The organism is Pedobacter terrae (assembly GCF_900100705.1).
Classification (GTDB): Bacteria; Bacteroidota; Bacteroidia; order Sphingobacteriales; family Sphingobacteriaceae; genus Pedobacter; species Pedobacter terrae.
Window position 1 is genome coordinate 70313 of record NZ_FNCH01000022.1, and the last position, 24090, is coordinate 94402.

At 40.8% G+C, this 24090-nt stretch carries 14 protein-coding genes and 1 tRNA gene; 3 read left to right on the plus strand and 12 right to left on the minus strand.

All coding sequences use genetic code 11. The annotated features are described in order from the left end of the window. Nucleotides 1-54: 54 nt before the first annotated feature. The 5 genes from BLR60_RS20935 to BLR60_RS20955 all read right to left on the minus strand — a co-directional run bounded on the left by BLR60_RS20935 (nt 55) and on the right by BLR60_RS20955 (nt 7110). A complete protein-coding gene (locus BLR60_RS20935) occupies nt 55-978 on the minus strand; it encodes a peroxiredoxin family protein (protein ID WP_090503528.1) in 924 nt (307 codons plus the stop codon). A gap of 15 nt (nt 979-993) precedes the next feature. Further along, entirely contained in the window at nt 994-2157 is a 1164-nt protein-coding gene (locus tag BLR60_RS20940; protein WP_090503530.1) for a FecR family protein, read from the minus strand. A 195-nt stretch (nt 2158-2352) separates the two neighbouring features. Further along, nucleotides 2353-2946 carry an RNA polymerase sigma factor gene (locus tag BLR60_RS20945; protein WP_090503533.1) on the minus strand — a complete coding sequence of 198 codons (594 nt, stop codon included), beginning with the start codon at nt 2944-2946 and terminating at the stop codon, nt 2353-2355. Between the two features lie 501 nt (nt 2947-3447). Further along, nucleotides 3448-3521: transfer RNA gene (locus tag BLR60_RS20950), tRNA-Asn, on the minus strand. Between the two features lie 337 nt (nt 3522-3858). After that, nucleotides 3859-7110 carry a TonB-dependent receptor gene (locus BLR60_RS20955; protein WP_090503536.1) on the minus strand — a complete coding sequence of 1084 codons (3252 nt, stop codon included), beginning with the start codon at nt 7108-7110 and terminating at the stop codon, nt 3859-3861. A gap of 387 nt (nt 7111-7497) precedes the next feature. Here BLR60_RS20955 and BLR60_RS20960 point away from each other — a divergent pair, with 387 nt between their 5' ends. Beyond that, nucleotides 7498-7998, plus strand: coding sequence for a GNAT family N-acetyltransferase (locus tag BLR60_RS20960; RefSeq protein WP_090503538.1), 501 nt, complete (start codon nt 7498-7500; stop codon nt 7996-7998). 602 nt (nt 7999-8600) lie between these two features. Here the strand turns inward: BLR60_RS20960 and BLR60_RS20970 are convergent. The 6 genes from BLR60_RS20970 to BLR60_RS20995 all read right to left on the minus strand — a co-directional run bounded on the left by BLR60_RS20970 (nt 8601) and on the right by BLR60_RS20995 (nt 19397). After that, nucleotides 8601-11459: a M16 family metallopeptidase gene (locus BLR60_RS20970; protein WP_090503543.1), complete on the minus strand. Its 2859-nt coding sequence runs from the start codon at nt 11457-11459 to the stop codon at nt 8601-8603. A 63-nt stretch (nt 11460-11522) separates the two neighbouring features. Beyond that, nucleotides 11523-12701 carry a TlpA disulfide reductase family protein gene (locus BLR60_RS20975; protein WP_090503545.1) on the minus strand — a complete coding sequence of 393 codons (1179 nt, stop codon included), beginning with the start codon at nt 12699-12701 and terminating at the stop codon, nt 11523-11525. A 10-nt stretch (nt 12702-12711) separates the two neighbouring features. Continuing rightward, nucleotides 12712-14091, minus strand: coding sequence for a RagB/SusD family nutrient uptake outer membrane protein (locus tag BLR60_RS20980; RefSeq protein WP_090503548.1), 1380 nt, complete (start codon nt 14089-14091; stop codon nt 12712-12714). A 9-nt stretch (nt 14092-14100) separates the two neighbouring features. Then, nucleotides 14101-17313, minus strand: coding sequence for a SusC/RagA family TonB-linked outer membrane protein (locus BLR60_RS20985; protein ID WP_167354799.1), 3213 nt, complete (start codon nt 17311-17313; stop codon nt 14101-14103). Between the two features lie 284 nt (nt 17314-17597). Next, entirely contained in the window at nt 17598-18752 is a 1155-nt protein-coding gene (locus tag BLR60_RS20990) for a FecR family protein (protein WP_090503554.1), read from the minus strand. A gap of 69 nt (nt 18753-18821) precedes the next feature. Beyond that, nucleotides 18822-19397: an RNA polymerase sigma factor gene (locus tag BLR60_RS20995; protein WP_090503557.1), complete on the minus strand. Its 576-nt coding sequence runs from the start codon at nt 19395-19397 to the stop codon at nt 18822-18824. A 994-nt stretch (nt 19398-20391) separates the two neighbouring features. On the opposite strand from BLR60_RS20995, the gene galB reads away from it, so the two are divergent. Together galB and BLR60_RS21010 are read left to right on the plus strand one after the other, a co-directional pair. After that, entirely contained in the window at nt 20392-22812 is a 2421-nt protein-coding gene (gene galB / locus BLR60_RS21005; protein WP_090503561.1) for a beta-galactosidase GalB, read from the plus strand. A 552-nt stretch (nt 22813-23364) separates the two neighbouring features. Further along, complete coding sequence (locus tag BLR60_RS21010) at nt 23365-23820, plus strand: ISAon1 family transposase N-terminal region protein (protein WP_244155719.1); 456 nt, start codon at nt 23365-23367, stop codon at nt 23818-23820. Nucleotides 23821-23887: 67 nt separating this feature from the next. Here the strand turns inward: BLR60_RS21010 and BLR60_RS25130 are convergent. Continuing rightward, nucleotides 23888-24090: hypothetical protein (locus tag BLR60_RS25130; RefSeq protein WP_208600691.1), on the minus strand; the 203-nt coding region annotated here is incomplete at its 5' end.

Here is a 24090-nt window from a genome sequence, read left to right on the forward strand (position 1 = left end):
TTTTCTGCATGGTTGGTTGGTTTAGGTGAAAATTCAGGTTTATTACATCATTTTTTAGTTCTTAAATAATTCAGAAAGTTTCGCTTCCAATTCTTTTCCGTGCAAATCCATCGCGATAATGTTCCCATCTTGATCAATCAACAGATTTCGTGGAATGGCTACAATATTGTACTTCTTGCTAAGCGCAGATTCAAATCCCTTCCCATCACTTAAATTTGTCCAGGTATATCCATCCGCTTCTGTGGCTTTCTTCCAGGCTTTGGCATCTGTATCTAGTGAGACTGCGATAACCTCAAAACCCTTCGCTTTATATTGCCTGTATATCGGGATTAATTCACGACCCTGAGCCCTGCATGGCGCACACCAACTGGCCCAAAAATCGATAAAAGTATATTTACTTTTTGAGGTGATGTCTTTAGAGGAAATCATTTCACCATCCATGTTCGCCATCTTAAAATCCTCATATTTAAAAGAACCAGCCTGTTTGCTCGATGAAACAGCAGATCCCTCTGTATTTGGAGCTGCAATATTCGCCCCTTGATCATCTAAGTCCAGCTTAAATTGCTTTTTAGATGGTGGAAGACACATTTGTTTGGTACAGGCCATGAATTTAATGGTGAAGCTTAATGCGGTCTTCTGTTCTGACTTCAATTTAAGGGTCTGCGTAAAAGTCACCCCTTTTGAATAGTAGGACAAGCGTTCTTCATCCTTCTGCTCTTCGCCTTTCTCCTCCATCTCACCAACGAATTCTACATTTTCGTTTGGATCGAACAAAAATTCAGTAGGCATTCCCATCCCCCCGGCGGCACCTTGAGGGTAAATGTGGTAAGGTTCCTTTACCGTAGCATGTAGCTTAATCTGATAGGTTAAAGGCGCAACTTTTTCGCTGCTAATTTCCCAGGAAACCGGGTGGCTATCCTGCGCAAAGGCAGAAAATGCCATTTGGTAAATCATAATCAATAAAATGTATCTTTTCATATCTTCCAATTTAAATTATTCTGTCACGTAAATTTTTCGACCCACTACCTTAAACTTTACCAAGCCAGAGGATTCAATCGACTTCAGCACTGATGAGAGAGGCTTGTCTCTTGAGATCCATCCGCCAGACTCCATGTTGTCAGGCACTGTATCATCATAAATGACTTCCATGTCATACCATCTTGCAATCTTCCTCATAGCTGTTTTAAATGCGATATGGTTCAGGTAAAAATCTCCATTTTTCCAATCCAATACATTGTCTACATCAACTTGCTGAACAGCAATAGACCCTTGATTATTAATCGCTTGCTGGCCAGGCTTAATGACCTTATACACCTTCCCTGCCTTAACTTTTACTGAACCTTCCAATAGGGTTGTAGCGGTCGCCGGCTCGTCATGGTAACTATTTATATTAAAGTGGGTTCCCAAGACTTCTACTTCCTGTTTAGCGGTTTGCACAATGAAAGGGTGTGTTTTGTCCTTAGAAATTTCAAAGTAGGCTTCACCTTCAAGTTTTACCTTCCGAACCCCATGCTCCCTAAAAGTGGTAGAGTAAGTGATAATAGAAGCGGCGTTAAGCCAAACTTTACTTTTATCTGGTAATGTTAATATATAGGTTTCTCCTTTTGCTGTACTTAGTGTATTTATATTCTCTGCGGCTCCTGTTTTTCCTTTGATTTCATAAACAAGTTGCCCATCTGCTGTTTTGGTTACGCTGATGCCGGCCTCTTTAGCAATTTCTCCATTTGTAGCATCAGAAAGTTTGATTTTTTTACCATTTGCTAAAGTTAAGGTCGCATCAAAAGTTCCAGGTATCCTGTTCTGTGCTGCTAAAACCTCACTGTAAGCATGCCCATTATTTCTATAGTTAAAGAAGAAAACGCCTAAAACCACTAAAGCAATTGCAGCAGCAATTCCTGTCAGAAGAGGCCAGGATTTTATAAATCGCCTGGTGACGGGTTTATCTATAGCATAGATAAAATCCAGGAAATTTTGTTGTTCCTGTTCAGTAAGTTCAACGCCATCAACCTGCTGATCAAATGCCTGACCAATCAGGTGCTTTAATTCAGCATCATAAAATGGGTTATTAACATAATCCCATAATTCCGACTGTTCTAAATCCGAAGCAGAATCATCAAGATATAGTTTAAGTAATTCGTGAATCCGTGTATTGTTCATTCATATCAATATTATCGTTGTATTAAAGGTAATTTAACCTTTTAATAACATTGACCCATAACTCTATCCCGACGGGGTATCTTAAAAAAATAAAATACACAACATCCTGTTTTACAGCCGATTATTTTTTAATAAATTTTTATGCACCTAAATGAGGTCAATAAGTGATTTTAATTGACGATGAAGAGCCTTCAGCTAAGACCTGAAAAGACTGAGAATAAAAACGGTGTATTCCATTGCATGTTTTTTGAAATGTGCCCTGATCTTTTTAAGTGCATCCTTCATATAAGCATGAACGGTCTGGGGAGAAATTCCCATTTTGATTGCAGCCTCTTCGTATTTCATACCTTGCTGATGACAAAGTATATACACCATTCTTTGTTGAGGGGATAATGTTTCAACTGCCTGATTTAATATTTGTTCAGCCTCACGATAGTCTAGCTCCTGCGCTGTAGACTCACTTGATTTACTAACTTTTAATCTAAAGACTTCATTAGATTTTACCTTTTGAGAAAGCTGACGAAGCGCATTGAAACAATGATGACGTACCATTGTATTTAGATAGGCACCAAAGGTCTCCAGTGCTTTTAGCTTTTCTCTACCCAGCCAGATTTTCAAAAAAACGTCTTGAACTATTTCTTTGGCTAAATCGTCAGAACGAGTTATTTTTCTACTGAATGCAAGAACATACTTATGGTAATTTCTAAATAAAATTTCAAAAGCAAGCTTGTCGCCTCTAGCTATTTCAGCAAGTATTTCAGCTTCATTATCAAGAGGTTTGACAAACATACAACCGTTGTTTTAATATAAATTTGCAGCTTTTTAAGCGCAATGATACTCAAATTTATCCAATACATTCTGTAAAAGAGGCAATAATAAAGTTTTGTTTTTACCTAACGAGATTATAAGTATCTATCTCCCTTGAATTTCCCCCTTATAATACAATTCTCGCTTTCTCAATTTTTATTGGTATCCCATATAAAATCGCCGCTAGCATGGACATTTCGGTAAATATTTGCCAAAGATAAAGCGTCCCCTATCTGACAAGTAATTTCAGAACATACAAGGTTAATTGATAAATTGTTATATCCGGTGCTTGATCCCTTTTAACGCTAAAATAAAAGCTTTCAGGGCACAATTTAGAGGATTGAGAAATGTAAAATTCTTCTTATTCAGATTATCGAAATTTACGCCTAGAATTAATCCCCAACTTTTACGCTTGATCCATAAATTTTTAGTCCAAAATGAACTTTAAATAAAAAAACCCACAACTTTCGTTGCGGGTTTAAGCTCCCTCTGCTGGGCTCGAACCAGCGACCCTCTGATTAACAGTCAGATGCTCTAACCAGCTGAGCTAAGAAGGAGTGCTGGTCGTTTCCTAAAACGGCGGTTATTTACACTTTGCAGCTAAATACCCTTGTTCGTTTTGGGAGTGCAATATTAGCGCTTTTAAATTATTTATGCAAAAATTTATTTAATTATTATTTAAGAAAAGGATCTTCATTTTAAAACGCTGGATCATTTTATCAATTTAACCCTGAATATCAAATCATTAAAAAAATAATGTTTAACAATTCAGAAATATCTCCTGCACACAATAGATAAACTTCGCCGCCTAATGATGAAGAATACGCGCCGCTAAACAAGAAACGGCCTGACTTTCTTTAAGTCAGGCCGTTTTTAGGTATTATTTAAAAAAGATTAGAAGCTATATCTCAATCCTAATTGCATCTGGTAGCGTGAGGCAAAGAAATCTTTTGAATAAGAGGTTACATCTTTTTGTGCAAAAGTATAAACCGGATAAGCGGTTGGTGTTCCAGCAGTCGCAACTTTGATACCCATACTGGCCATAGAGTTATAAGTATTAGGAGAGAAATACTGAACTCCCCAATTTTTATTCACCAAATTGGTCAGGTTAATGATATCATAGGTTAAAGTAAGTACATGTGGGTGTTTTCCTTTGGCCACTTGTAAATCCTGCGAGAAACGAAAATCAGCCTGAACATTCCAAGGGGTACGTGCACCGTTACGTTCTGTAAAATCGCCACGGCGGCTGCTTAGGTATTTATCACCGTTGATGTAGTTATCAAATGCGGCTGCCTGAGCAATTCCATCAGCTGTATTGGCAAAGAATTTCTGTGTTTCGCCTACTGCAGGTACATACATTAAACTTACGGTTTGTCCAGTGCCATTGATCCTGGTGTTTACTAAGCCCAATGAGTATGGGGAACCAGACTGACCGCTGAAGAATAATGATAAGTTAGATACATATTTACCGTTTTTAGCCCAATCCAATCTATAGTTAATGGTTGAAATAATCCTGTTGCGGATATCGAAGTTCGAATAAGCCAAACCCGGATTATTTGGGCTAAGTGCTTGGTTTAACTGCCAGTTAGACTCCATTGAGTTACGGATACCGTTGGCAATATCTTTCGATCTTCCATAGGTGTAGGCCACCATCATATCTAAACCGATAGGAAGTGATTTACTTACCTGAGCAGTTAAGCTATATTTATAGCCTTTATCTGTATTCGACAATAAATATGCGTTGGTATACAACGGATTGATTTTCGTCCCTGAATAAATCGGCTGTTGTTTTTGTGTATCATAAACCATGTATTTTGGATTATCTACATAGTTGATCTGCTGGAACTGCACATCTTTGATTACCTGACTGAAGATTCCCTCAACTGTAAATTTCCACTGGTCGTCGGTTTTGTAATCGAAAGCCAGGTTACTTCTCCAGGCTTTTGGCATTTTAAAGTTATTATCAACCAGATCTACCTGTGTAGCGCCGCTTGCATCTTTAACATTAACACCTTGTTTAGTCACATAACCTGCTTCACCGTTACCCGTTAAAGCATCTTTAATTGGATCTGAACCTGCTGCCGGAGTAACGATTTTGGTAGGATCTGCATTTGTATAAACATATGATTTATCAAAAGCACCATAGTTTACCCCATTGTTATAATAAGCATAACCGATCCAGGCAAAAGGAACACGGCTGGTAAATAAACCGGTACCACCACGCATCACCAAACTTTGGTTACCCAATACATCGAAATTAAAACCCACACGTGGAGAAATCTGGATTTTGTTTAAGAATTTTCCGGTAATTGATGATGGCTGTGTATAAGTATATGTTGTACCATAATTGGCATCAACAGGAGAGTTGGTGGTTTTTGAACTTAAAGATGGCATGTCGGGCAAGTTTGCCATATCAAAACGCAAACCCGGTGTTAATTTAAAACGATCGCCCAGGCGGATTTCATCCTGTCCGTAAACGCTGTACATATTTACATTAAACTCTGCTGTAGGGTTTGCAATAATGTTATCCCGACTATTGTCGTCGTAGTTATAACTTGTACGTACCCTGTTTGGCTGGTTAGCTAAGAAATCGACAACACTGCTGTAAGCTACACGGCCGTTCCATGAGTTTACAAAACCGTAGTTAATTTTGTAAAACTCGTTGTGTGTACCAACAGTAAGCGTATGGATACCTGTGTTATAAGTATAGTTATCGGTAAACTCAAAAGTATTTTGTTTCATATTGAAGATACTCGCCTCACGGTCGGTACCCAAAAACAATGTTCCACCGTTAGAAGCGATTTCGATTTGCGGTACAGCTGGATTAGAAAGCGGATCGCGGTAATCGTGAACGGTAGAATAACCTACAATTAAGTTGTTGGTAGCTGAATTTCCAAAACGGGTTTTGAGATCGGCAACCGTTGAAGTTTGGTTATTGTTCTGTTTAAAATCGATACCACCAAATCTGAAGTTAGACTGATCTCGTTCTAAGTTCGTTGCTTTTGAAATAATAGTATTATTTCTGATGGTTAACTGTGTACTTTCACTGATGTTCCAATCCAAGCGGTTAAAGAATTTGTTAGATTGTGAATAGATATTGTAATTGCCATAAGCGCCTGCATCAATTCCATAGGCATTTTTCATGCGGTCAGAAATTTGCTGTGCTTCAGTTGAGGTAAGCAATTTCATATCTGATGATCCTGCACCTAAAATTACCGGATCCTGACGGCGGGTAATCTCCTCGTTGGTAAAGAAGAATAACTTATCTTTTATAATCGGGAAACCCACACGGAAGCCGGTTTGATAATCGTGGAATGCTGAGGGCTCTTTGCTGTTATCGCCAATTTTGTTTCTACCGATTAATGAAGCATTACGGCCATAACCGTAAACCGAACCTACTACCTCATTGGTACCTCCACGCGTAACGGCATTAATACTACCACCTAAAAAGTTACCCACTTTAACATCGTAAGGCGAAAGTAGCACGGTAACATCCTGGATCGCATCAAGCGAAACCGGGTTGGTACGTGTACTGCTTCCCGGCATACCAGAACTTCCGCTTTGTCCTCCCAATGAAGGGCTGAAACCGATCGCATCGTTATTGATTGCACCATCTATGGTTACGTTGTTATACCTGAAATTGGTACCACCAAAAGTATTGTCTTTACTGCCCTGAGGTGTTACACGGGTAACATCCTGCAAACTGCGGTTCATGGTTGGCAGGGTTTTAATCTGACCTTCGCCAATACTGGTACCCGCACCAGATTTTGTACCGCCTTTTTGGCCTTTAACACTTACCTCGGCCAACTGATTACCCTGTTCCTGTAGATCGAGATCAAGTTTTACATCCGAACCAAGGGTTAAATAAATATTTTCTTTTACTACAGGGCTATAACCTACAAACGTTACGGTGATTTTATATGGCCCACCAGGATTTAAGTTGCCGATGCGGTAAAGCCCAGACTCGTTTGAAGAACCTTTGGATACTGTTCCCGTAGGAACGTGTACCATAACAATGGTTGCACCAGGGATGATACCTTTGTTATCCTTAATCTTTCCATTAATACTAGATGTTGTAACCTGCGCCTGCGCAAAAGTGATCAGGAGGACAAGAATACTTACCAGGGATAGTATACGTGATTTCATTTTTTGTTGTTTTATTTTGGCACAAAACAACAGTCTTAATGTTAACTCAATATTAACATCAAATTAAGTTTAACCTTAGGTTAACAATATGAAAATCGGAATTAAACAATAGGGAAACAATTCCTTAACAGCCATTTCAAAGCCGGAATTACATGATGAGCAATATGCTCAAATATCAGATAGAAAGATGAAGATTTAATGAAGATTGCGGTCATGAGTCCGAAGTCCACAGTCGGAAGTCCGGAGTCAATTAACCGATTTGAAGAATCGAGCGTGGAGTGGTTAGGATTTGGTGATAGCTATCGATTAACTACTTTACAGCCAGGCCTCACGCCAGCCAAACTAATAACAACTGAACTAAGAAACCCATTCCCTATCTTTGCACTTATGATATTAAGATTAGCTGTTACGAAAGATATACCATTCATGATGCAACTGGTACGCAAGGTTATCCCCTTAATGCGTGCCGCCGGAAATTTCCAGTGGGGAGATGATTATCCAAATCCCGAAGTATTTGCAAACGATATTACAATTAGCCAATTGTGGGTTGCAGAACTGGAAAATAAAATTGTTGGTTTCTCGGCAATTACAACAGATCAAGATCCCGAATATGCTGATGCTGGTTGGGATATTACCGAAAAAGCGATTGTTACGCACCGTTTAGCCGTTGATCCTGACTGCCAGGGCAAAGGCATTGCCAAAGCTTTAATGAACCAAGCCGAACAGGTTGCAAAAGACTCAGGCATCTCTATCTTACGGGTAGACACCAACAGCAAAAACATGGCCACCCAGGCACTGTTCCCAAAACTTGGTTATCAGTTTAGTGGCGAAATCGGCCTGGCCAAGCGCCCCGGGTTACGTTTCTTTTGTTATCAAAAGTTATTGTAACGTAGCTATAAGCTTAATAAACCACAAAATACCATTTTAAAAGTTACAACAGGCACCAAACTGCTATTCCTAGACCGAGAAGGCATTTTTCAGCCAAGGGAGCCATCTTTATGACAAGGACTACGGGCACGATAGATTGCTTCGTCATTCCTCCTTATCATGATTACTTTTGTTTAGAGGCTGTCAATGATAGCGTAATGGATTGCTTTTATTAATGCGTTGAAATGGTCTTCTACTGCGCTCAGACTGACATACGAAATAAATTTTTATTTAATTTTAAACAGGCTCATAAACAATGGAAATTTAATTTCCATACTGAACTATCAAATAAGACTGTTCTGGTAACGGCGGAACCAAAGCACCGGAAAAATCTTTGCCGAAAGGCTATATGTAGCCGGCCCACGGTCATCACCACTGCAAGAAACAAACTGAAGATGCCAATGAACAACTATATCCGGCAGGTTTGAGCAAGCATGACGGCTTAAAACGAATGATGGAACACATAGCGAATATTGAAGTAAATACTGGATCTGAACCAAAGCCCCCTACCTTAACAGATAGGGGGCTAAACCAGCTGAACTAATTTCCCCGGTCAATTTAAATTATTTTGCTTTAACCGATTCTGGCAGCAGTACCAATCTGATATAATTCTTGCCAGTCAGGTATTTATCTGCAATATCTTTTACCTCTTTTGCAGTCATTCCTTTGATGAGCTTGTTATAGTTACTGATCTGGTCCAGCGGTTCTCCATTGCTGAGTTGCCCGGTCAGGTAATCCAGCCAGAAATTATTCGTTTTCATTATGGTTTGCATCGTATGTAGGTCTTCGGCCTTAAACTTTTCAATGTTTTCAGGTGCCGGGCCAACTTTCCTTAACTTTTCAACCTCATCCACCGCAGAGGCAATCATCCTTTCTACATTTGCAGGTGAACAGCCGAAATAGATAGATATACCATATCTGCCATCAGGTAATTTACGGGTGCTTACTTCCGCAGCCGGAGAGTAGACCCCACTTTCTTCCTCGCGAAGTCTTTCCAGTAAACGGATTTCCAAAGTTTCTTTTAGCGCCTGCATCTTCAGGGTACTCGCGTAATCATAATCAAACTTTCCAGAAAAAACCAGGTAAACCATGGCCTTATCCTCCTTACCAGCGTACACTGTTTTGGATATCAAGCCTTCAGGCACATGGATGTCCAGATTTTTTGCTGCCTCTATGGTTCCGTTTGCAGGAAGGGAAGCGATGTATTTTTCCAGGTAAGGCTTTAGTTTCGCCTCGTCTATATTCCCTACAAGGACAAATTTCATCCCCGTTACATTGGCAAATCTCTCCTTATATATAGAATATGCGCGATCAAGGTTGATCTGTGCAATCTTCTCCAGGTTAGCAGGCGTACGGCGGATATTGTAATTCCCCAAAACTGTGGTCATTGTATCGCTAAAAACCGATTCAGGATCATCGTCTTTGTTCACCAGAGCCGCTTTTGCATTGGAAATAATTCCTTTGAAAATCTGCTCATCTTTACGGGGTTCTGTAGCGTAGGCATACAGCAGACTAAAGGCACTATCCATATCTTTGGTATTTGTATTTCCCATAAAACCCTGTGTACGCTCATCTATAAAAGGAAAAACGGACATTTGTTTACCTGAGAGATATTTTTCCAGCTGACTGGCATTGTAATTCCCCACACCTGCTGAAGAGATAATATTTGCGGCATTAGACGCACTTTCATAATCCGCATCACTGTATAAGGATGTTCCCCCATTGGTAAAAGCCTGGAAAACAATCTCGTCATTTTTGAAGTTCGTTTTCTTCAGTATCACATTTACCCCATTGCTGAGGGTAAGGAAAGTAAGTCCGGTTTTGGCATCTTTCTCCTCTTTCACAATTTTTCCGGGTACCGGCATATGGGCCAGTAAGGGCAAAGTGCTTACATCGTCTTTAAAAGCATCCATCTTTTCTGCATTAACGTCTCTTATCCAGGCTAAAACAGCAGACTCGGCCGGTAAAGTCGCCTTATCCTTTTCAGGTGCAGTTACGATGATATCCCTGTTGGTTTCCCTGATATATTCTTTGGCTAGCGCATTTACCTCCGCAAGCGTAATTGTAGGAATAAACCGGTTTATCATTTCATTTTGCTTGCTTAATCCAGGAGTGGCCCCGCCGTTAAGGAAATGGTTCAGATAAGCATTTACATAGGTATCAGACGTCATTTTATCCTTTTCCTGCATCATCGCCTCCATCTCATTCAGATACTCCCGTTTGGAACGCTCCAGCTCTGTTTTAGAAAAGCCCAGCCGCTGCAGTCTGGCCGTTTCCCTCCACACCGCTTTAAACCCACTCTCCACTTCTCCGGGCCTGCAGCTAACATAAAGTTTAAATGCTTCTAACCCTGGCATAACATCACGAATTGCAGCACCACCTTCTAAAAACGGAGGATTGGCTTGCCGGGATAATTCCATGTAACGCCTGCTCAGCATTCCGTTGAACAGACTTTTCAGTAGTGAAGCGCGGTAATCAGTCTCCGTATAAATTTTCTGCTCTTTATGCTTGCAATTAACTTCTATCACCGTATTGGTCAATTCTTTATCCGTTATTGCAAGAAACTGGTTTTTTCCTGTCAAGGAAGAACTATATTTTAGCCTTGGTTTTTCATTTGGCGGGCTTTTCAGGTCAGCAAATTTTTGCCTCACCAGTTGTTCCATTTTTGCCACGTCAATATCACCTACAATAATAAGAGCCTGCAGGTCCGGACGGTACCATTTATGGTAATAATTGCGGATCACTTCTGGTTTAAAATGGAGAATCACATCGGCTTTACCGATAGGCAAACGTGAGGCATAACGCGAGTGGTTTACCATCACCGGAAGGGTTTGTCTTAGTATCCGGTCCGCAGCACCTCTACCCAACCTTTCTTCTTCCATAATCACACCGCGCTCCTTTTCAATCTCGGCAGTCTCCAGTGTCAGTCCTTGTGCCCAATCGCGCATAATCTGCAGCCCATTTTTCATCACCGCAGGATCATCTGTGGGCAGTGGCAACTGATAAACTGTTTCATCAAAACTGGTGTAGGCATTTAAATCGGCACCAAACCTGACGCCGGCTTTCTGGAGATAATTGATCAGCTCACTTTTAGGAAAGTGCTCCGTTCCATTAAAACTCATATGTTCCAGGAAATGTGAGAGTCCCTGCTCTTCATCTGTTTCCAGGATAGATCCTACTTTATTGGCAAGATACATCACTACCCGGTGCTCAGGCTCATTGTTATGGCGGATATAATAGGTAAAACCATTCGCCAGCTTTCCGGTACGCACCGAGGGATCCAGCGGAATCAGTTTTGTACCCGGCTGAACAGTGTGGTGAACGGCAACAGTAGATTTAGCAGGCTTGTGTTGTGCTCCTGCAAAGAAAGGCAGGCAATTGCCTGCAATAAGCAGGGCTATATTAATTTTGTAGATTTTCATATTGGTAATAAAATTTATCATTCTGGTTGTTCATCAGCTATGCCGCGCTGCGATATGCCTGATTTAGTGGGGCAGCACTTCTGCCAGTTTACGCTCTAGCGCTGCTCCCCGTAGGTTTTTTGCGATAATCTTGCCGTTAGGGTCGATCAGGAAATTGGAAGGGATAGCCGAAACATCAAACAATTTACCAACTTTGGAGCCGACATCCTGTAGATTTGGCCAGGACAATTTATCCTCACGCAAGGCGGTCATCCAGGAGCCTTTATCAAAATCTGAAGAGATACCCAGTATATTAAAATTGTGGGCAGCAAATTTTTGATAGGCCGCAACTACATTAGGGTTTTCCTGCCTGCAAGGTACGCACCAGCTGGCCCAGAAATCGACAAGCACATATTTTCCCCGGTAAGAAGATAAGCTGAATATCTTTCCCGTAGAATCAGGCAGGGAAAATTCGGGTGCCATCATTCCAACGCTTACTTTCTGTGCACGTTTAAGGTCTGCAGTCAGTTTTATCCCAACTGAAGTCAGTTTCAATGGAGCTTTAATTTGTTTAAACAAGCCCATGGTTTTTTCAAAAGGCATGCCATGCCTGAAAGATTCTGATAAAAGGTAAAGACTGAAATAATTGGCGGGATGGCGGGCAATATATGAACTGTCTGTTGTGATTTTTATCTGATCCAGGGAATCTGATGTTTTTTCTATTGTCTTCATCTGCTGTTTGAGCTTTTCCTTGTTTTGTGTGCTGTCGCCCAACAGATCCTCAATGCTGAAATAAGCAGACTTTACATCACTCAAAGCCTTTGTAAGCGCAGCTGTTTTACTTTCATAAGCTGCCTTTTCCGTATTCAAAGGAGAACCTGAAAATACGGCCTGTGAAATGTTCCCCAATGGAAAGGAAATGGTAAAAACTCCTTTCTCAATAAACAATTCATAAGACGGGAGTACAGCTTCCTGCTTCTTTCCTTTCGTGGTCAGGGAATAAGAAAGGATTGCCCATACCGGATCTTTTACGTTCCCGCGAAAACTGAAGGCACCGTTTTTCACCAGGGTAGAATCCCGTTGCATATCGTCGCCTATATAACGTTCAAGATAAACAGTCATTTTATCAGCGGGTTTCATGCCGGTTATTTTTCCCGTCAATGTATAATTCGGAGCTTTCTTCTGTGCAAAGGATAAAGTACTGCCTGTGATCAGCAACAGGAAAAGTATAAATTGGATCGATCTGTAATAATATGTGTTCATTTCTATAAATTTAGTTGTAACCTGGATTTTGTGTCAATTTTGGATTATTTCGCATTTCTACCCTTGGTACCGGATACAGGGCAGCGGTAGACTTCCAGTAGGTAGGTTTATTTTCTGACATCACCTGGTCAAGGTGTCCAAGTCTGCGCAGGTTAAACCAGCGATCACTCCATTCAAAACACAACTCTACTCTTCTTTCCTGTTCTACGGCATCAAGAATCGAACTTTCGGTTTGTCCATCATCCAGATTTTGAAGCCCGGCACGATTACGGATGGTATTCACATCCTCAACTGCAGCATCAGGTTGTCCAAGTTTTGCTAAGGCTTCTGCACGGATCAGGTACTGCTCCGCAAGTCTGAACACTACAGTATTTTCCTGATATGCTGAATTTTCAAGGTCTAATCTATATTTGTAGATTCTGTAACCGTCGGTTTCCTCATTAATATAATTCCATCTGCGTTTATCGCCGTCTTCAAAAGCATTGATAAGACTATTATTACCTTCATCCGCAACGGCAACATAAGCACCATCACCCAGGGTTTGCCCCCCTAAACCATACCCAATTTCATTCCACATCTGAAAGATAGATTCTTTATTATCGCTGTGAAAAATATCCATCTCCGCATCATCTGCGCTGGTTCCTTCCATCACACCAAGGCTATACTGATTGCGATTTTCAATGAGTTCTGAAGCTTTAAGACTGGCATTTTTCCAGTCACCGGTATATAAATATACTCTGGAAAGCAATGCTTTAACCACCCATTTATTTGCCCTCACACGACCAGCGGTAGGATATTGATCACCAAGATAACTCTCGGCTTTTAGCAGGTCTTCCAGTATTTGTGTGTACACTTTAGCGACTGGTGTACGGGGAAAACTCTTGGTTTCTTTATAAGCTGTGCTGGTTACCAATGGAACATCCCCAAAAAAATTGACGAGATAGAAATAACAAAAAGAACGCATAAATAATGCCTCACCGATAGCTTTTTGTTTCCCTGAAGTAGTCATGCCTTTCGAAGTTGTGACACCTTCTATAATCGAATTTGCGGTATAGATTACACTGTAATAATCTGCCCAATAGGTTTTGGTAGAGGAGTTGACAGGATCTAAACGGTTATGGTACATATTCAGGAAATCATCGTCTAATGATGCGCCTGGCTTCAATTCATCAGAAGAAAGCCCTCCAGCAATAGGAATATCAAATAAACCACTATTGCTTGCCCATTGAGCATACATACCAACCACTACACTATCTGCAGATTTATCATTTGCATATACTTGTTCGGTAGTTCTGATGAACTCAGGCTTTACTTCTAATATTTTTTTACATGATGTGCTAACCACAGTCAGCATCAGCAGGAAAGCTATGCGGTATATCAAATTTTTCATTGTATAATTTTAAAAAGTTGTTTTTAGACCAAAAGTAAACGACCGCAGGGTAGGCATACTTATGCCTGTTTCCGGATCAAATCCAGGATAGTTGGTCAGGGTAAACAGATTATTTCCCATTGCGTATACACGCAAATTTTTCATCCCTAACTTTCCGGCTTGTTTTTCTGAGAAGCTATATCCAAAGGAAACATTTGAAAGCCTGATGTAAGAATTATTAAAGGCAGTGGCCAAACTTGAATTATAAGCGTAAATCAGGACACCATCCGTGGTATAAGCGATGCGGCTACCCGGATTTTCCGGACTTTGCCATCTGTCGAGTACTTCTATAGGTTGGTTACTCAAAGTAGCGCCGGGGCTCAAATTCAGAATACTGTTTCGTTCGTTTCTTTTAAAACTCAGGGAAATATCCAGATCAAATCGCTTATAAGAGAAATTATTAGTAAAACCGCCGTAAAATGTTGGCAAAAGGTTACTTAACGGTACAAAATCATTTGGATATTCTATATTGCCATTTCCATCCACATCCCTGAATACAGGTTTACCGGTTTGAGGATCTATTTTCTGAAAGTCGAATCCCCAGAACAATGATAAGGATTTGCCGATGGCATATTGATCCTTATATGCAGAATTTGCCAGGTCGGGGAACGATAGCAATTTATTTCTTCCAACGCTTAAATTAAAGCTTGAGGTCCAGCTAAAATCTTTGTGTTTAATCTGCGAAGTGTTCAACATAAATTCCCATCCGCTATTCTGGATCTTTGCATCCATATTCTGATTTACACCGGATACTCCAACTTGCGAAGCCAAAGGATACAGTACCAGCTGGTTACCTGAACGGTTCCGGTAATAATTCACAGTAAGCATCACCGCATCATTCAGGAAACCAAGCTCTAATGCGGCTTCGAATTTTTTATTTTCTTCCCATTGATAATCACTATTGAAAAGGTTTTTAGGGAAAAGCCCGGTCCCCTGATATTTGTTGAAGGTTTTTTCGTAGTTCACGAAATAACTGTAATCGCCAATATTATCATTACCACTAAGTCCGTAACTTGCCCTCAGTTTACCCATGCTTAAGAAAGGAAGTGCTTTTTTCATCCATGGTCGTTCTGTAAAAATCCAGGCTGCACCGAGCGACCAGAAATCACCGAACTGTTTACCAGGTGCGAAACGAGAGGAACCATCACGTCTTAATGTTGCATTTACGAACAATTCATTCTGGTATTCATATCCTATACGGGTAAAGGCAGAAAGAAACCTATACTGACTTTCCAGTTGTGTGGTATCAGACCTTTCGGCTGCAGAAACATTGCCTAATAAAGCATCATCCGTAAAGCCATAAGCATTTAAAGCATAATTTGAAGATCTGTTATCAATATAGGTACCACCAAGTAAGGCGCGGAAAGTGCTGTTTCCACGGTGAAGGACATAATCTGCCTGTGGCTCAAAGGTAAATGAGTTGTTTTTGTTATTTGCATAATAGGTATAGCCTTGAGGATTAGATGATGTAGGGTCTTGTGCAGCGATAGGTGTCAACCACATTTGCCTGATCCGCAAATCAGTATAACCTACACTGGCTTTCAGCGTCAGGTCAGGCAATACTTTGTAACTTCCCACAAAATTGGTGATGGCGCTTTTAGATTTGTTTTCCATTTTGCTTAAGGAAGTGGCAATCGGATTGGGCACTGCCCAGTTTAAAGAACCATCCTCATTATATAAGGAGTAATTGGGAGGCAGGGCGTAAAAACTAACAGGATCAAGGGCGATAGCGGTATTCTTATCACCTGAATAGCTGAGGGTCAAAGCAAGATTTAATTTATTATTCTTTGAATTGTGATCGGCATTGAACCTAATATTCCCACTTTTTAGTCCATCTCTGGTATTGTACACGGTTTTCTCATTTCTATAGCCTCCTCCAAGCAAAAAACGGGTCTGATTACTTCCACCAGTAATATTTAGCTCTGCATTTTGCGTTAACGCCGTTTTATCGAAAAACTCCTTTTGCCAATTGGTATATTTCGTCTGGCTCCACTTCGTTAAATCAGGAAATGCATCGTCGGTGATTTCTATCCCATCATTGATTGCAGCCTGTCTGCGCATGTCAAGATATTGTTCCGTATTCAGCATATCAATGTAATGTGGAATTTTAGCAACAGAAGCATAAACGTCGGCGCCGATCTGTATCTGGCCCGCTTTACCTCTTTTTGTCGTAATCAGGATCACTCCATTGGCGCCTCTCGCGCCGTAAATCGCCGTCGCATCCGCATCTTTAAGGACCTCTATATTTGCAATTGAACTGGGATCTATACTTTTAAATGGACTTTCACTCGATCCATTAGTAAATACGCCAATATTGGTTAAAGTGGCAATAGAGCTTGAAGTAAAAGGCACCCCATCTACGATATAGAGCGGCATTCTGGCTTTTCCATCCATATTCAATGTATTGATTCCTCTTATTTGCACACTAACCTGTGCGCCTGGCAAGCCACTGTTATTGGTAATCAACAGGCCTGCGGCCCTGCCCTGTAAGGCAGCAATAGGATCTGAAGTTGGTGTTTTTTCCAATACAGCCGCATCTATAGAAACTGTAGATCCGGTATTTGTTCTTTGAGAAGTTTTTTGTCCGTAAGCCAGCACCCGCACTTCATCAAGGACATTGGTACTTGGCTTGAGTTCAATGTTGATTACCCCATCAACATCTGCCACACGTATTTTCTGCTGCTGATAGCCAATGTAACTTACTACCAGTACATCTTCCTTTTCGAGCCCTTCGATCGAAAAACTGCCATCATCTTTTGTCCTGCTCACCTGACGTGTACGTTCCACCAGGATGGATACTCCCCCGAGTGGTTTTTCTTGCACTTTCACCACTCCCTTTACTGTTAACTTAGGGATGAATAAGCTGATAATTTTTTCGGCTACTGACTTTTCTTTCCTGCTGATAATCACCGAATGATCGTCTATCGCATAACTAAACGGGAGATTTTCCAGGCATTTATCCAAAACTTTTTCGAGCGGAGCGTTCCTGAAACCTGCATCTATTTTTACCGTTTGAAAAAGCTGATCTGAAGAGGCTACTACATCGTAACCTGTCTGCTTTCTGATCGCTCCGAAAATTTCTTTGAGCGTACTGTTTTTCTGCACAAAAGTAACCTTTTGGGCGAATCCGGTGGCACTCACCTGAAGCAACGTTGCTAAGAGTATAATAGTTGTTAACTTCATGATAAACAATATTTTATAAAAGCAGCGCAAAGGCCTGCATAAAATCTTATTATAATTTTTATACATTTGATATCTGTTAAAATTGAATTGATTCATTACCTGATAAGATGAGGTTTTAGCAAAACACAGCCAGGGATGTTCCACCATCCTTGGCTATTTTGTTTTTGAAAGATCAATATGCTAAAAACCCTTTTCGTCGGTTCCTTCCTAAGGATCGTGATGGTGGTTATTCATGTTGGTTGGTTTGGTTAAGTGATTAGTTGATTAATGATATTGCTGGCCTTTTAATGATCAACGAAAACCTTATTTCCGGTGATTTCGAATGATACATCTTTGGTCTTGGCCAGAAGATTTAAGGTTTTGGAGAGCTGGTCATACTTGGTTATAGTACCCAGGAACTTCTTCTTCTTAATCTCCTGGTTTTTGTAAATGATCTCCACATTGTACCATCGGGCAATTCTTGACAGAATATTTTCAAGGGGTTCATCATTAAACATAAAGTAGCCCTGCGTCCAGGCAACAGCCTCATCAGGGTTTACAGCTACGATTTGTTCTGTTGTGGCCGAGCGTATAAACTGCTGACTGGGCTTTAGTAACTGGTTATTGATTTTTACGCTTCCTTCCAGGAGTGTAGTTTTGGAAAGTTTATCCTCGGGATAGGCCGAAATATTAAAGTGGGTCCCCAATACTTCTACTGTTTGTCCTTTACTGTACACAAGAAACGGATGGGCTTTATCTTTTGATACCTCAAAATATGCTTCCCCTGTTAACTCTACTTTACGGTTGAGTGCCCCGAGGAAGGATGAAGGATATTTGATGGAAGAAGCCGCGTTTAGGATCACTTTGGTTCCATCCGGCAAACGCACTTCATAATTTTGTCCGCGTAAAGTAGACAGGGTATTGATCTGATTGTTACCGGCTGTACCCTGATCAACTACTTCGTATACAATTTGCCCATCGCTGGTTTTGCGGATAACCACCCCTTGTTCTTTTGCCAGCTCACCATTGCGGGCATCAGAAAGTATGATGACTTTTCCATCAGGGAGTGTAAGTGTGGCATTATTTTTTCCGGGACCAATATCTTTGGTATAAACTACCTGTTGCTGCTTAGGCTGCGTTTTTACTACATAAAAAATTGCAGTACCAATGGCAATACATAAAACTGCCGCAATGGATATTTTTTTCCACAGCGCAGGTCTCTGTATTTGTGGAGATGGCACCGTATTTTGCTTCTCAAAATCTTTTATGCCGTTAACAAACAGCACCCTCTTCCAGATCTCATTGCGAAACGGGCCATCCTCAATAACTTTTCCGTCTTTTTTTTGGGAATTGGCCGAAAAAATATATAAATACTCAACAATTTCCTTCTCTTCTGGGGTACAAATTCCCAGCTGATACTTTTTAAGTAAATTATCGTGCTCATTCTGATGATTTTCCATCCTTTGTTTGCGCTTACTGTGGCTAATTACAGTGATAACAACTAAAGAAGGGGTTGGTAGTAGACAGAATTAAAAAAAAGTTAAGAAAATATTAAATGAATCACCCATTTTGCTTTTCAGGATACGCAAAGCATTATTTATTTGCTTTTTTACGGTTTTATCGGAGATATTTAATTGTTCAGCAATTTCTTTATGTGTTTTATGCTGTTTCCTGCTTAATTCAAACACTTCCCGCATTTTGGGTGGCAGGCTGTTTAGTCCCTCTTCAATCACACGTTTCAGGTCCTGTTCCCGAACTTTGCTGTCTGGCATTTGTGAAGGGTGCTGAATGATATGCTCCGCCTGTGCTAAGTATTTTGCTTCTATCTTAAAATGTTTCAGGCGGTTTAAAATTCTGTTACGTGTAACTGCATAGAGGAAAGCGGCTAAATTAGTATAGGCGGAATGGCTGTCAGACCTCGACCACAGGGCGGTAAAAACTTCCTGAACCACATCTTTTGCTTCTTCCTCATCATTAAGCATGTGGTTGGCATGGCGAATGAGCAGCAGCCAGTAACGGTCATAAATGATTTCGAAGGCCTGTTTATTTCCTGAATTGAAAGCATTTAAAAGATCTTCATCACTTTCAGGAATAAATACTGTCATAAACTAAATGCTGTCATATTCAAAAGTAGCAATAAATACCATTCCAAGCAATAATGGGGATCTCGGCGAAAATGGCGGCCCGTTCCGCGTTTAAAGCTACCTGGAAAAACCACAGCAAAGTGATTCCTTTCACCAAATTAGATTGATCCCTTTGCTATTTAAAAACGCCCTTGACTATGTGAACCTGCGTTTAAAAATTTAAATTTATGATCATGGTCCTATTACATCATCGGCGTAATCTCCGAAGGATGTGAATTTGAATACTGGAAAGACAGTTATAATTTCGCCAGGCTCCACCAGAAAAAGATCAAATTTTTTATTGAAATAGGTGTCGTTTTTTTTGATGATGTCTATTAATGTTTCAAGATTTACAAAGCGGATCTGTCGAAAATTTTTCTTGCTTATCGTGTAAATTTTCTCATTCACGGGTCCGGATTCAGGATTGGTATTATGATAAAAAAGCAGGGTCCTAGGAGTACAATTACAGGGTAAGGTAAATGAGTAAGCGGTGTCAAGCCTTCGGGTCTTGATGGTAACATACCTGGTCACGTTAGTCTTTGTATATTTTCCGCTTTTCAGGCTATAATATATATTCTCTTTCTCTTGTCCATCTGCTATAAAGCGAATTGAAAATATGATTATTAGGAGGATTAAGTATTTCATGGTATATAAATTAATTACATCTGCTAACTGTTGCTTGTTGTATTAAAGCTATTTTCGAACCCTGACTGATATCAGTTTCACCAGTCATTTCCTTAAATTTTTGGTAGGCTTCGGTATCTTTAAGACCTAGCCAAGCCATGCTTTATAATTATCTAAAGTGACATAACCATCATTTTTAAAGTCAGGGTATTTTCCCCCGTTGCAGAACCGCATTTCTATTTCTCGGAACATGGTGGTGAAGAGGCGTGAATGTAATATAACACATAATTTACGCTAAATTACTTGATATAAATAAACGTTATAGATACATTTAATAATATTTCTAACCAAAATGAAAAAATTACTATACCTGTTTATCCTGATCAGTTTATCTGCCATTGTACATGCCCAAAGTGGGCGGTCGGTTTTGGATTTTGATCAAAACTGGACGTTTAACCTGGGCGACGTACCCAACGGCCAAAATATTGATTTTAATGATGCCAGCTGGCGAAAATTAAATTTACCTCATGACTGGAGCATAGAGGGAGAATTTAAAAAAGAAAACCCGGCAACTGTGGAAGGCGGCGCTTTACCAGCCGGTATAGGCTGGTACCGTAAAACCTTTACCATCCCGCAAACGGATAAAGGCAAACTGATCTATATTGCTTTTGACGGTGTTTATCAAAAAAGCGATGTGTGGATCAACGGCCATCATTTAGGTTACAGACCAAACGGTTATATCAGTTTCAGATATGAACTTACACCCTATTTAAATTATGGCGGTAAAAATGTGATAGCTGTAAAGGCTGATAATTCTTTACAACCAAATTCTCGCTGGTATTCAGGTTCTGGTATTTACCGCAATGTCTGGCTGATCAGCACTAACAAAATTGCCGTTAACCATTGGGGTACTTTTGTAACCACACCAAAGGTAAGCGCCAGCCATGCCGATGTTAACCTGAGCGTAAGCATCAAAAATGCGGCAGGCAATGCTAAACCCGCCACTATTATCAGCAGCATTTACGCCAATGGTAAAGTAGTAGCAAGCAAAACCCTTACAGATGTTAGTTTAAAGGATACGGTTACTACTGTAAGCCAAAATTTCGGTGTTGATAATCCGGTATTATGGTCAGTTAACAAACCATTCCTGTATAAAGTACAAACCAGAATTTTGGTGGATAATGTTGTTGTTGATCAGTATGAAACACCGCTGGGTATCCGTTATTTCAATTTTGATGTAGATAAAGGTTTCAGCCTGAACGGTGTATACATGAAAATAAACGGCGTTTGCCAACATCACGACCTGGGTGCCCTGGGCACCGCATTTAATGCGCACGCACTGGAAAGGCAGTTTAAAATATTAAAGGAAATGGGCGTAAATGCAATACGTACCTCGCACAACCCACCCGCACCAGCGTTTTTAGACCTTGCAGACCGCATGGGTTTTATTATTATGGACGAAGCATTTGACGTATGGCAGGTTCATAAGAGGCCTCAGTTCGACTCTCATCTTTTCTTTAATGAATGGCACAAACGCGACCTGACAGATCAGATACTGCGCGACAGGAACCACCCTTCGGTGATGATATGGAGTATTGGAAATGAAATACCGGAGCAAAGAGATACCAGCGCGACACGTATAGCCCGTGAGCTTGCTGGTATTATCCACGAACTGGATACCACGAGGCCAATCACAACAGGTAATAACGAACCCGGCCCGGGCAATAAGATTGTTGAATCGGGCGCTGTTGACCTTTTAGGTTACAATTACCATAACGATAAACTGGCCAATTTTCAGAAGGATTACCCCGGTAAAAAATTCATTGGCACGGAAACTGCTTCGGCGCTGGAAAGCCGCGGTGTCTACAATACTTCGCCCGATACCATTAAACGGTGGCCGGGAGGCGGGGTCGTGAATGGCAAAAGGGTAAGTTGGAAAATGAATGCTGATCATACCGTTAATGCTTATGATAACATTTCGGCACCCTGGGGTCATACCCACGAAGAAACCTTGAAGATATATAAAAAACATGCTTTTCTGTCGGGCCAGTTCGTATGGACCGGGTTTGATTATATAGGCGAGCCATGGCCTTACCAATGGCCATCCCGCAGTTCATACTTTGGTATAGTTGATTTGGCTGGCTTCCCTAAGGATGTTTATTATTTGTATCAGGGCGAATGGACCAATAAAACAGTGCTCCACATATTACCGCACTGGAACTGGCAGCCTGGTAAAGTAGTTGATGTTTGGGCCTATTATAGTAATGCTGATGAGGTTGAACTATTTTTAAACGGCAAATCATTAGGTACAAAATCAAAGCAGGGAGACAGTCTACACATTGCCTGGAAAGTAAATTATGAGCCGGGCACCTTAAAGGCCGTATCGCGCAAAAACGGCAAAGTGGTGAAAACTACCGAAGTTAAAACAGCGGGTGCGCCAGCCAGGATACAATTAAGCGCAGACAGGAGCACCATACGTTCAAACGATCATGATCTTTCTTTCATCACGGTTAAAATTGTAGATAAGAATGGCATAATGGTGCCTAATGCTGATAATGATGTAAAATTCAAACTATCAGGAGCCGATAGCTTCCTGGCAGGTGTTGATAATGGAAGCCAAACCAGCCACGAATCGTTCAAAGCCGATCATCGTAAAGCATTCAATGGTCTGGCCCTGGCCATTATTGGCGCTAAAAACAAACCGGGTACAGTAACGATAACAGCAACAGCCGATGGCTTACCTTCCACCTCATTGCCAATTAGGATTAAATAACCCAAATGGTGATGTAAGTACTTTCTGCCCGCCACAGCCATGACAGAGCGAGGTTCAGAAAATAACAATGGACGGTGAGAACAAATAAATCGGCTTTTTTGATATTCAAATTTAAGGTTTTCGATTACACATTAACGCCGCATGATCTGGGGCTAGACCATGTGGCGTTCAGTTTTATATAGCGTTAATTAGAACTGCCTCTTTCTTTTGCTTCGTAGCTAATTTATAGCTAACCTTGATCCCTTTACTTGATAGGGATTATAATAAATTTTTAGTCCAAAATGGACTTTAAATAAAAAAAGCCACAACTTTCGTTGCGGCTTTTGCTCCCTCTGCTGGGCTCGAACCAGCGACCCTCTGATTAATCCCGCACTTGCGGGACTCTAACCAGCTGAGCCAAAACTCCAATCAGCGTTTCTCCATGAACAATACGTTCAACTAACTTCCGGCTTTTCTGACCTTTGATAAAACGTTACAAGCGGATTGCATCAGTCTCTAAAGATCCACACGAAAATACAGCTTCCAAACTCCAAGGCCTATGCTTAGAGGTAAATGTTCCAAAAGATAAGCTATTGTGGGATCAATACCAAAAGTTGTGGAGTAGGATTAAAACAGATAGCTTTGTTTTTTTTTACTATTTTCATTTTACATGCCTTCTACCGTAGCCTCCTTACTCAATTTATTCTTACCGGATTTTATATTATCGAATTTACCATTACCGGTGTTGTAGAAGATCCTGACACCTTTCATATCCATCTTGAGGAAATCAACAATCTCCAGTCCGAGCTTACCTCTCCCAAAGTGCATTCAAAGGGTTTCTTTCCTGAAATTACCGTTCAGGATTTTCCTATACGTGGCCATAATGTTTTTTACCATATCAAACGGCGAAGGTGGATTGATACCCAGAGCAATGAGGTGATTTACCGGAACTGGACTTTGGTAGAAAAAGGAACGCGGATGACAGGGGAATTCGCAGCTTTTAAAAGAAATCAATCGATACAGCCCTGAATGATATCTATACGGTCAGTAAATTTTATGGCGTGGATGGAAGAAAACTTCTGCGGCATTACCGTGACTATTTAAGCGAATTCAAATCCTGGGAGCAGAAAGCCATGCAGATAAATGGCTGCTGTATCCAGAGAACCTCGGCCGGCACCTTTCCATTGATGAAACAAGCCTGTCTCATGGCGAGCTCTACACCATCATCACCAATAAGGCCGCCAAGGGTAAAAAAGGGTCTATTGTGGCCATTGTTGCAGGTACCAAAGCTGAAGCGGT

Coding starts and splice junctions, on each gene's coding strand:
- BLR60_RS21010 (WP_244155719.1), top strand. CDS start 23,365: ATGTTCCAAAAGATAAGCTATTGTGGGATCAATACCAAAAGTTGTGGA.
- BLR60_RS20970 (WP_090503543.1), bottom strand. CDS start 11,459: ATGAAAATCTACAAAATTAATATAGCCCTGCTTATTGCAGGCAATTGC.
- BLR60_RS20985 (WP_167354799.1), bottom strand. CDS start 17,313: ATGAAGTTAACAACTATTATACTCTTAGCAACGTTGCTTCAGGTGAGT.
- galB (WP_090503561.1), top strand. CDS start 20,392: ATGAAAAAATTACTATACCTGTTTATCCTGATCAGTTTATCTGCCATT.
- BLR60_RS20960 (WP_090503538.1), top strand. CDS start 7,498: ATGATATTAAGATTAGCTGTTACGAAAGATATACCATTCATGATGCAA.
- BLR60_RS20935 (WP_090503528.1), bottom strand. CDS start 978: ATGAAAAGATACATTTTATTGATTATGATTTACCAAATGGCATTTTCT.
- BLR60_RS20980 (WP_090503548.1), bottom strand. CDS start 14,091: ATGAAAAATTTGATATACCGCATAGCTTTCCTGCTGATGCTGACTGTG.
- BLR60_RS20975 (WP_090503545.1), bottom strand. CDS start 12,701: ATGAACACATATTATTACAGATCGATCCAATTTATACTTTTCCTGTTG.
- BLR60_RS20995 (WP_090503557.1), bottom strand. CDS start 19,397: ATGACAGTATTTATTCCTGAAAGTGATGAAGATCTTTTAAATGCTTTC.
- BLR60_RS20940 (WP_090503530.1), bottom strand. CDS start 2,157: ATGAACAATACACGGATTCACGAATTACTTAAACTATATCTTGATGAT.
- BLR60_RS20945 (WP_090503533.1), bottom strand. CDS start 2,946: ATGTTTGTCAAACCTCTTGATAATGAAGCTGAAATACTTGCTGAAATA.
- BLR60_RS20955 (WP_090503536.1), bottom strand. CDS start 7,110: ATGAAATCACGTATACTATCCCTGGTAAGTATTCTTGTCCTCCTGATC.
- BLR60_RS20990 (WP_090503554.1), bottom strand. CDS start 18,752: ATGGAAAATCATCAGAATGAGCACGATAATTTACTTAAAAAGTATCAG.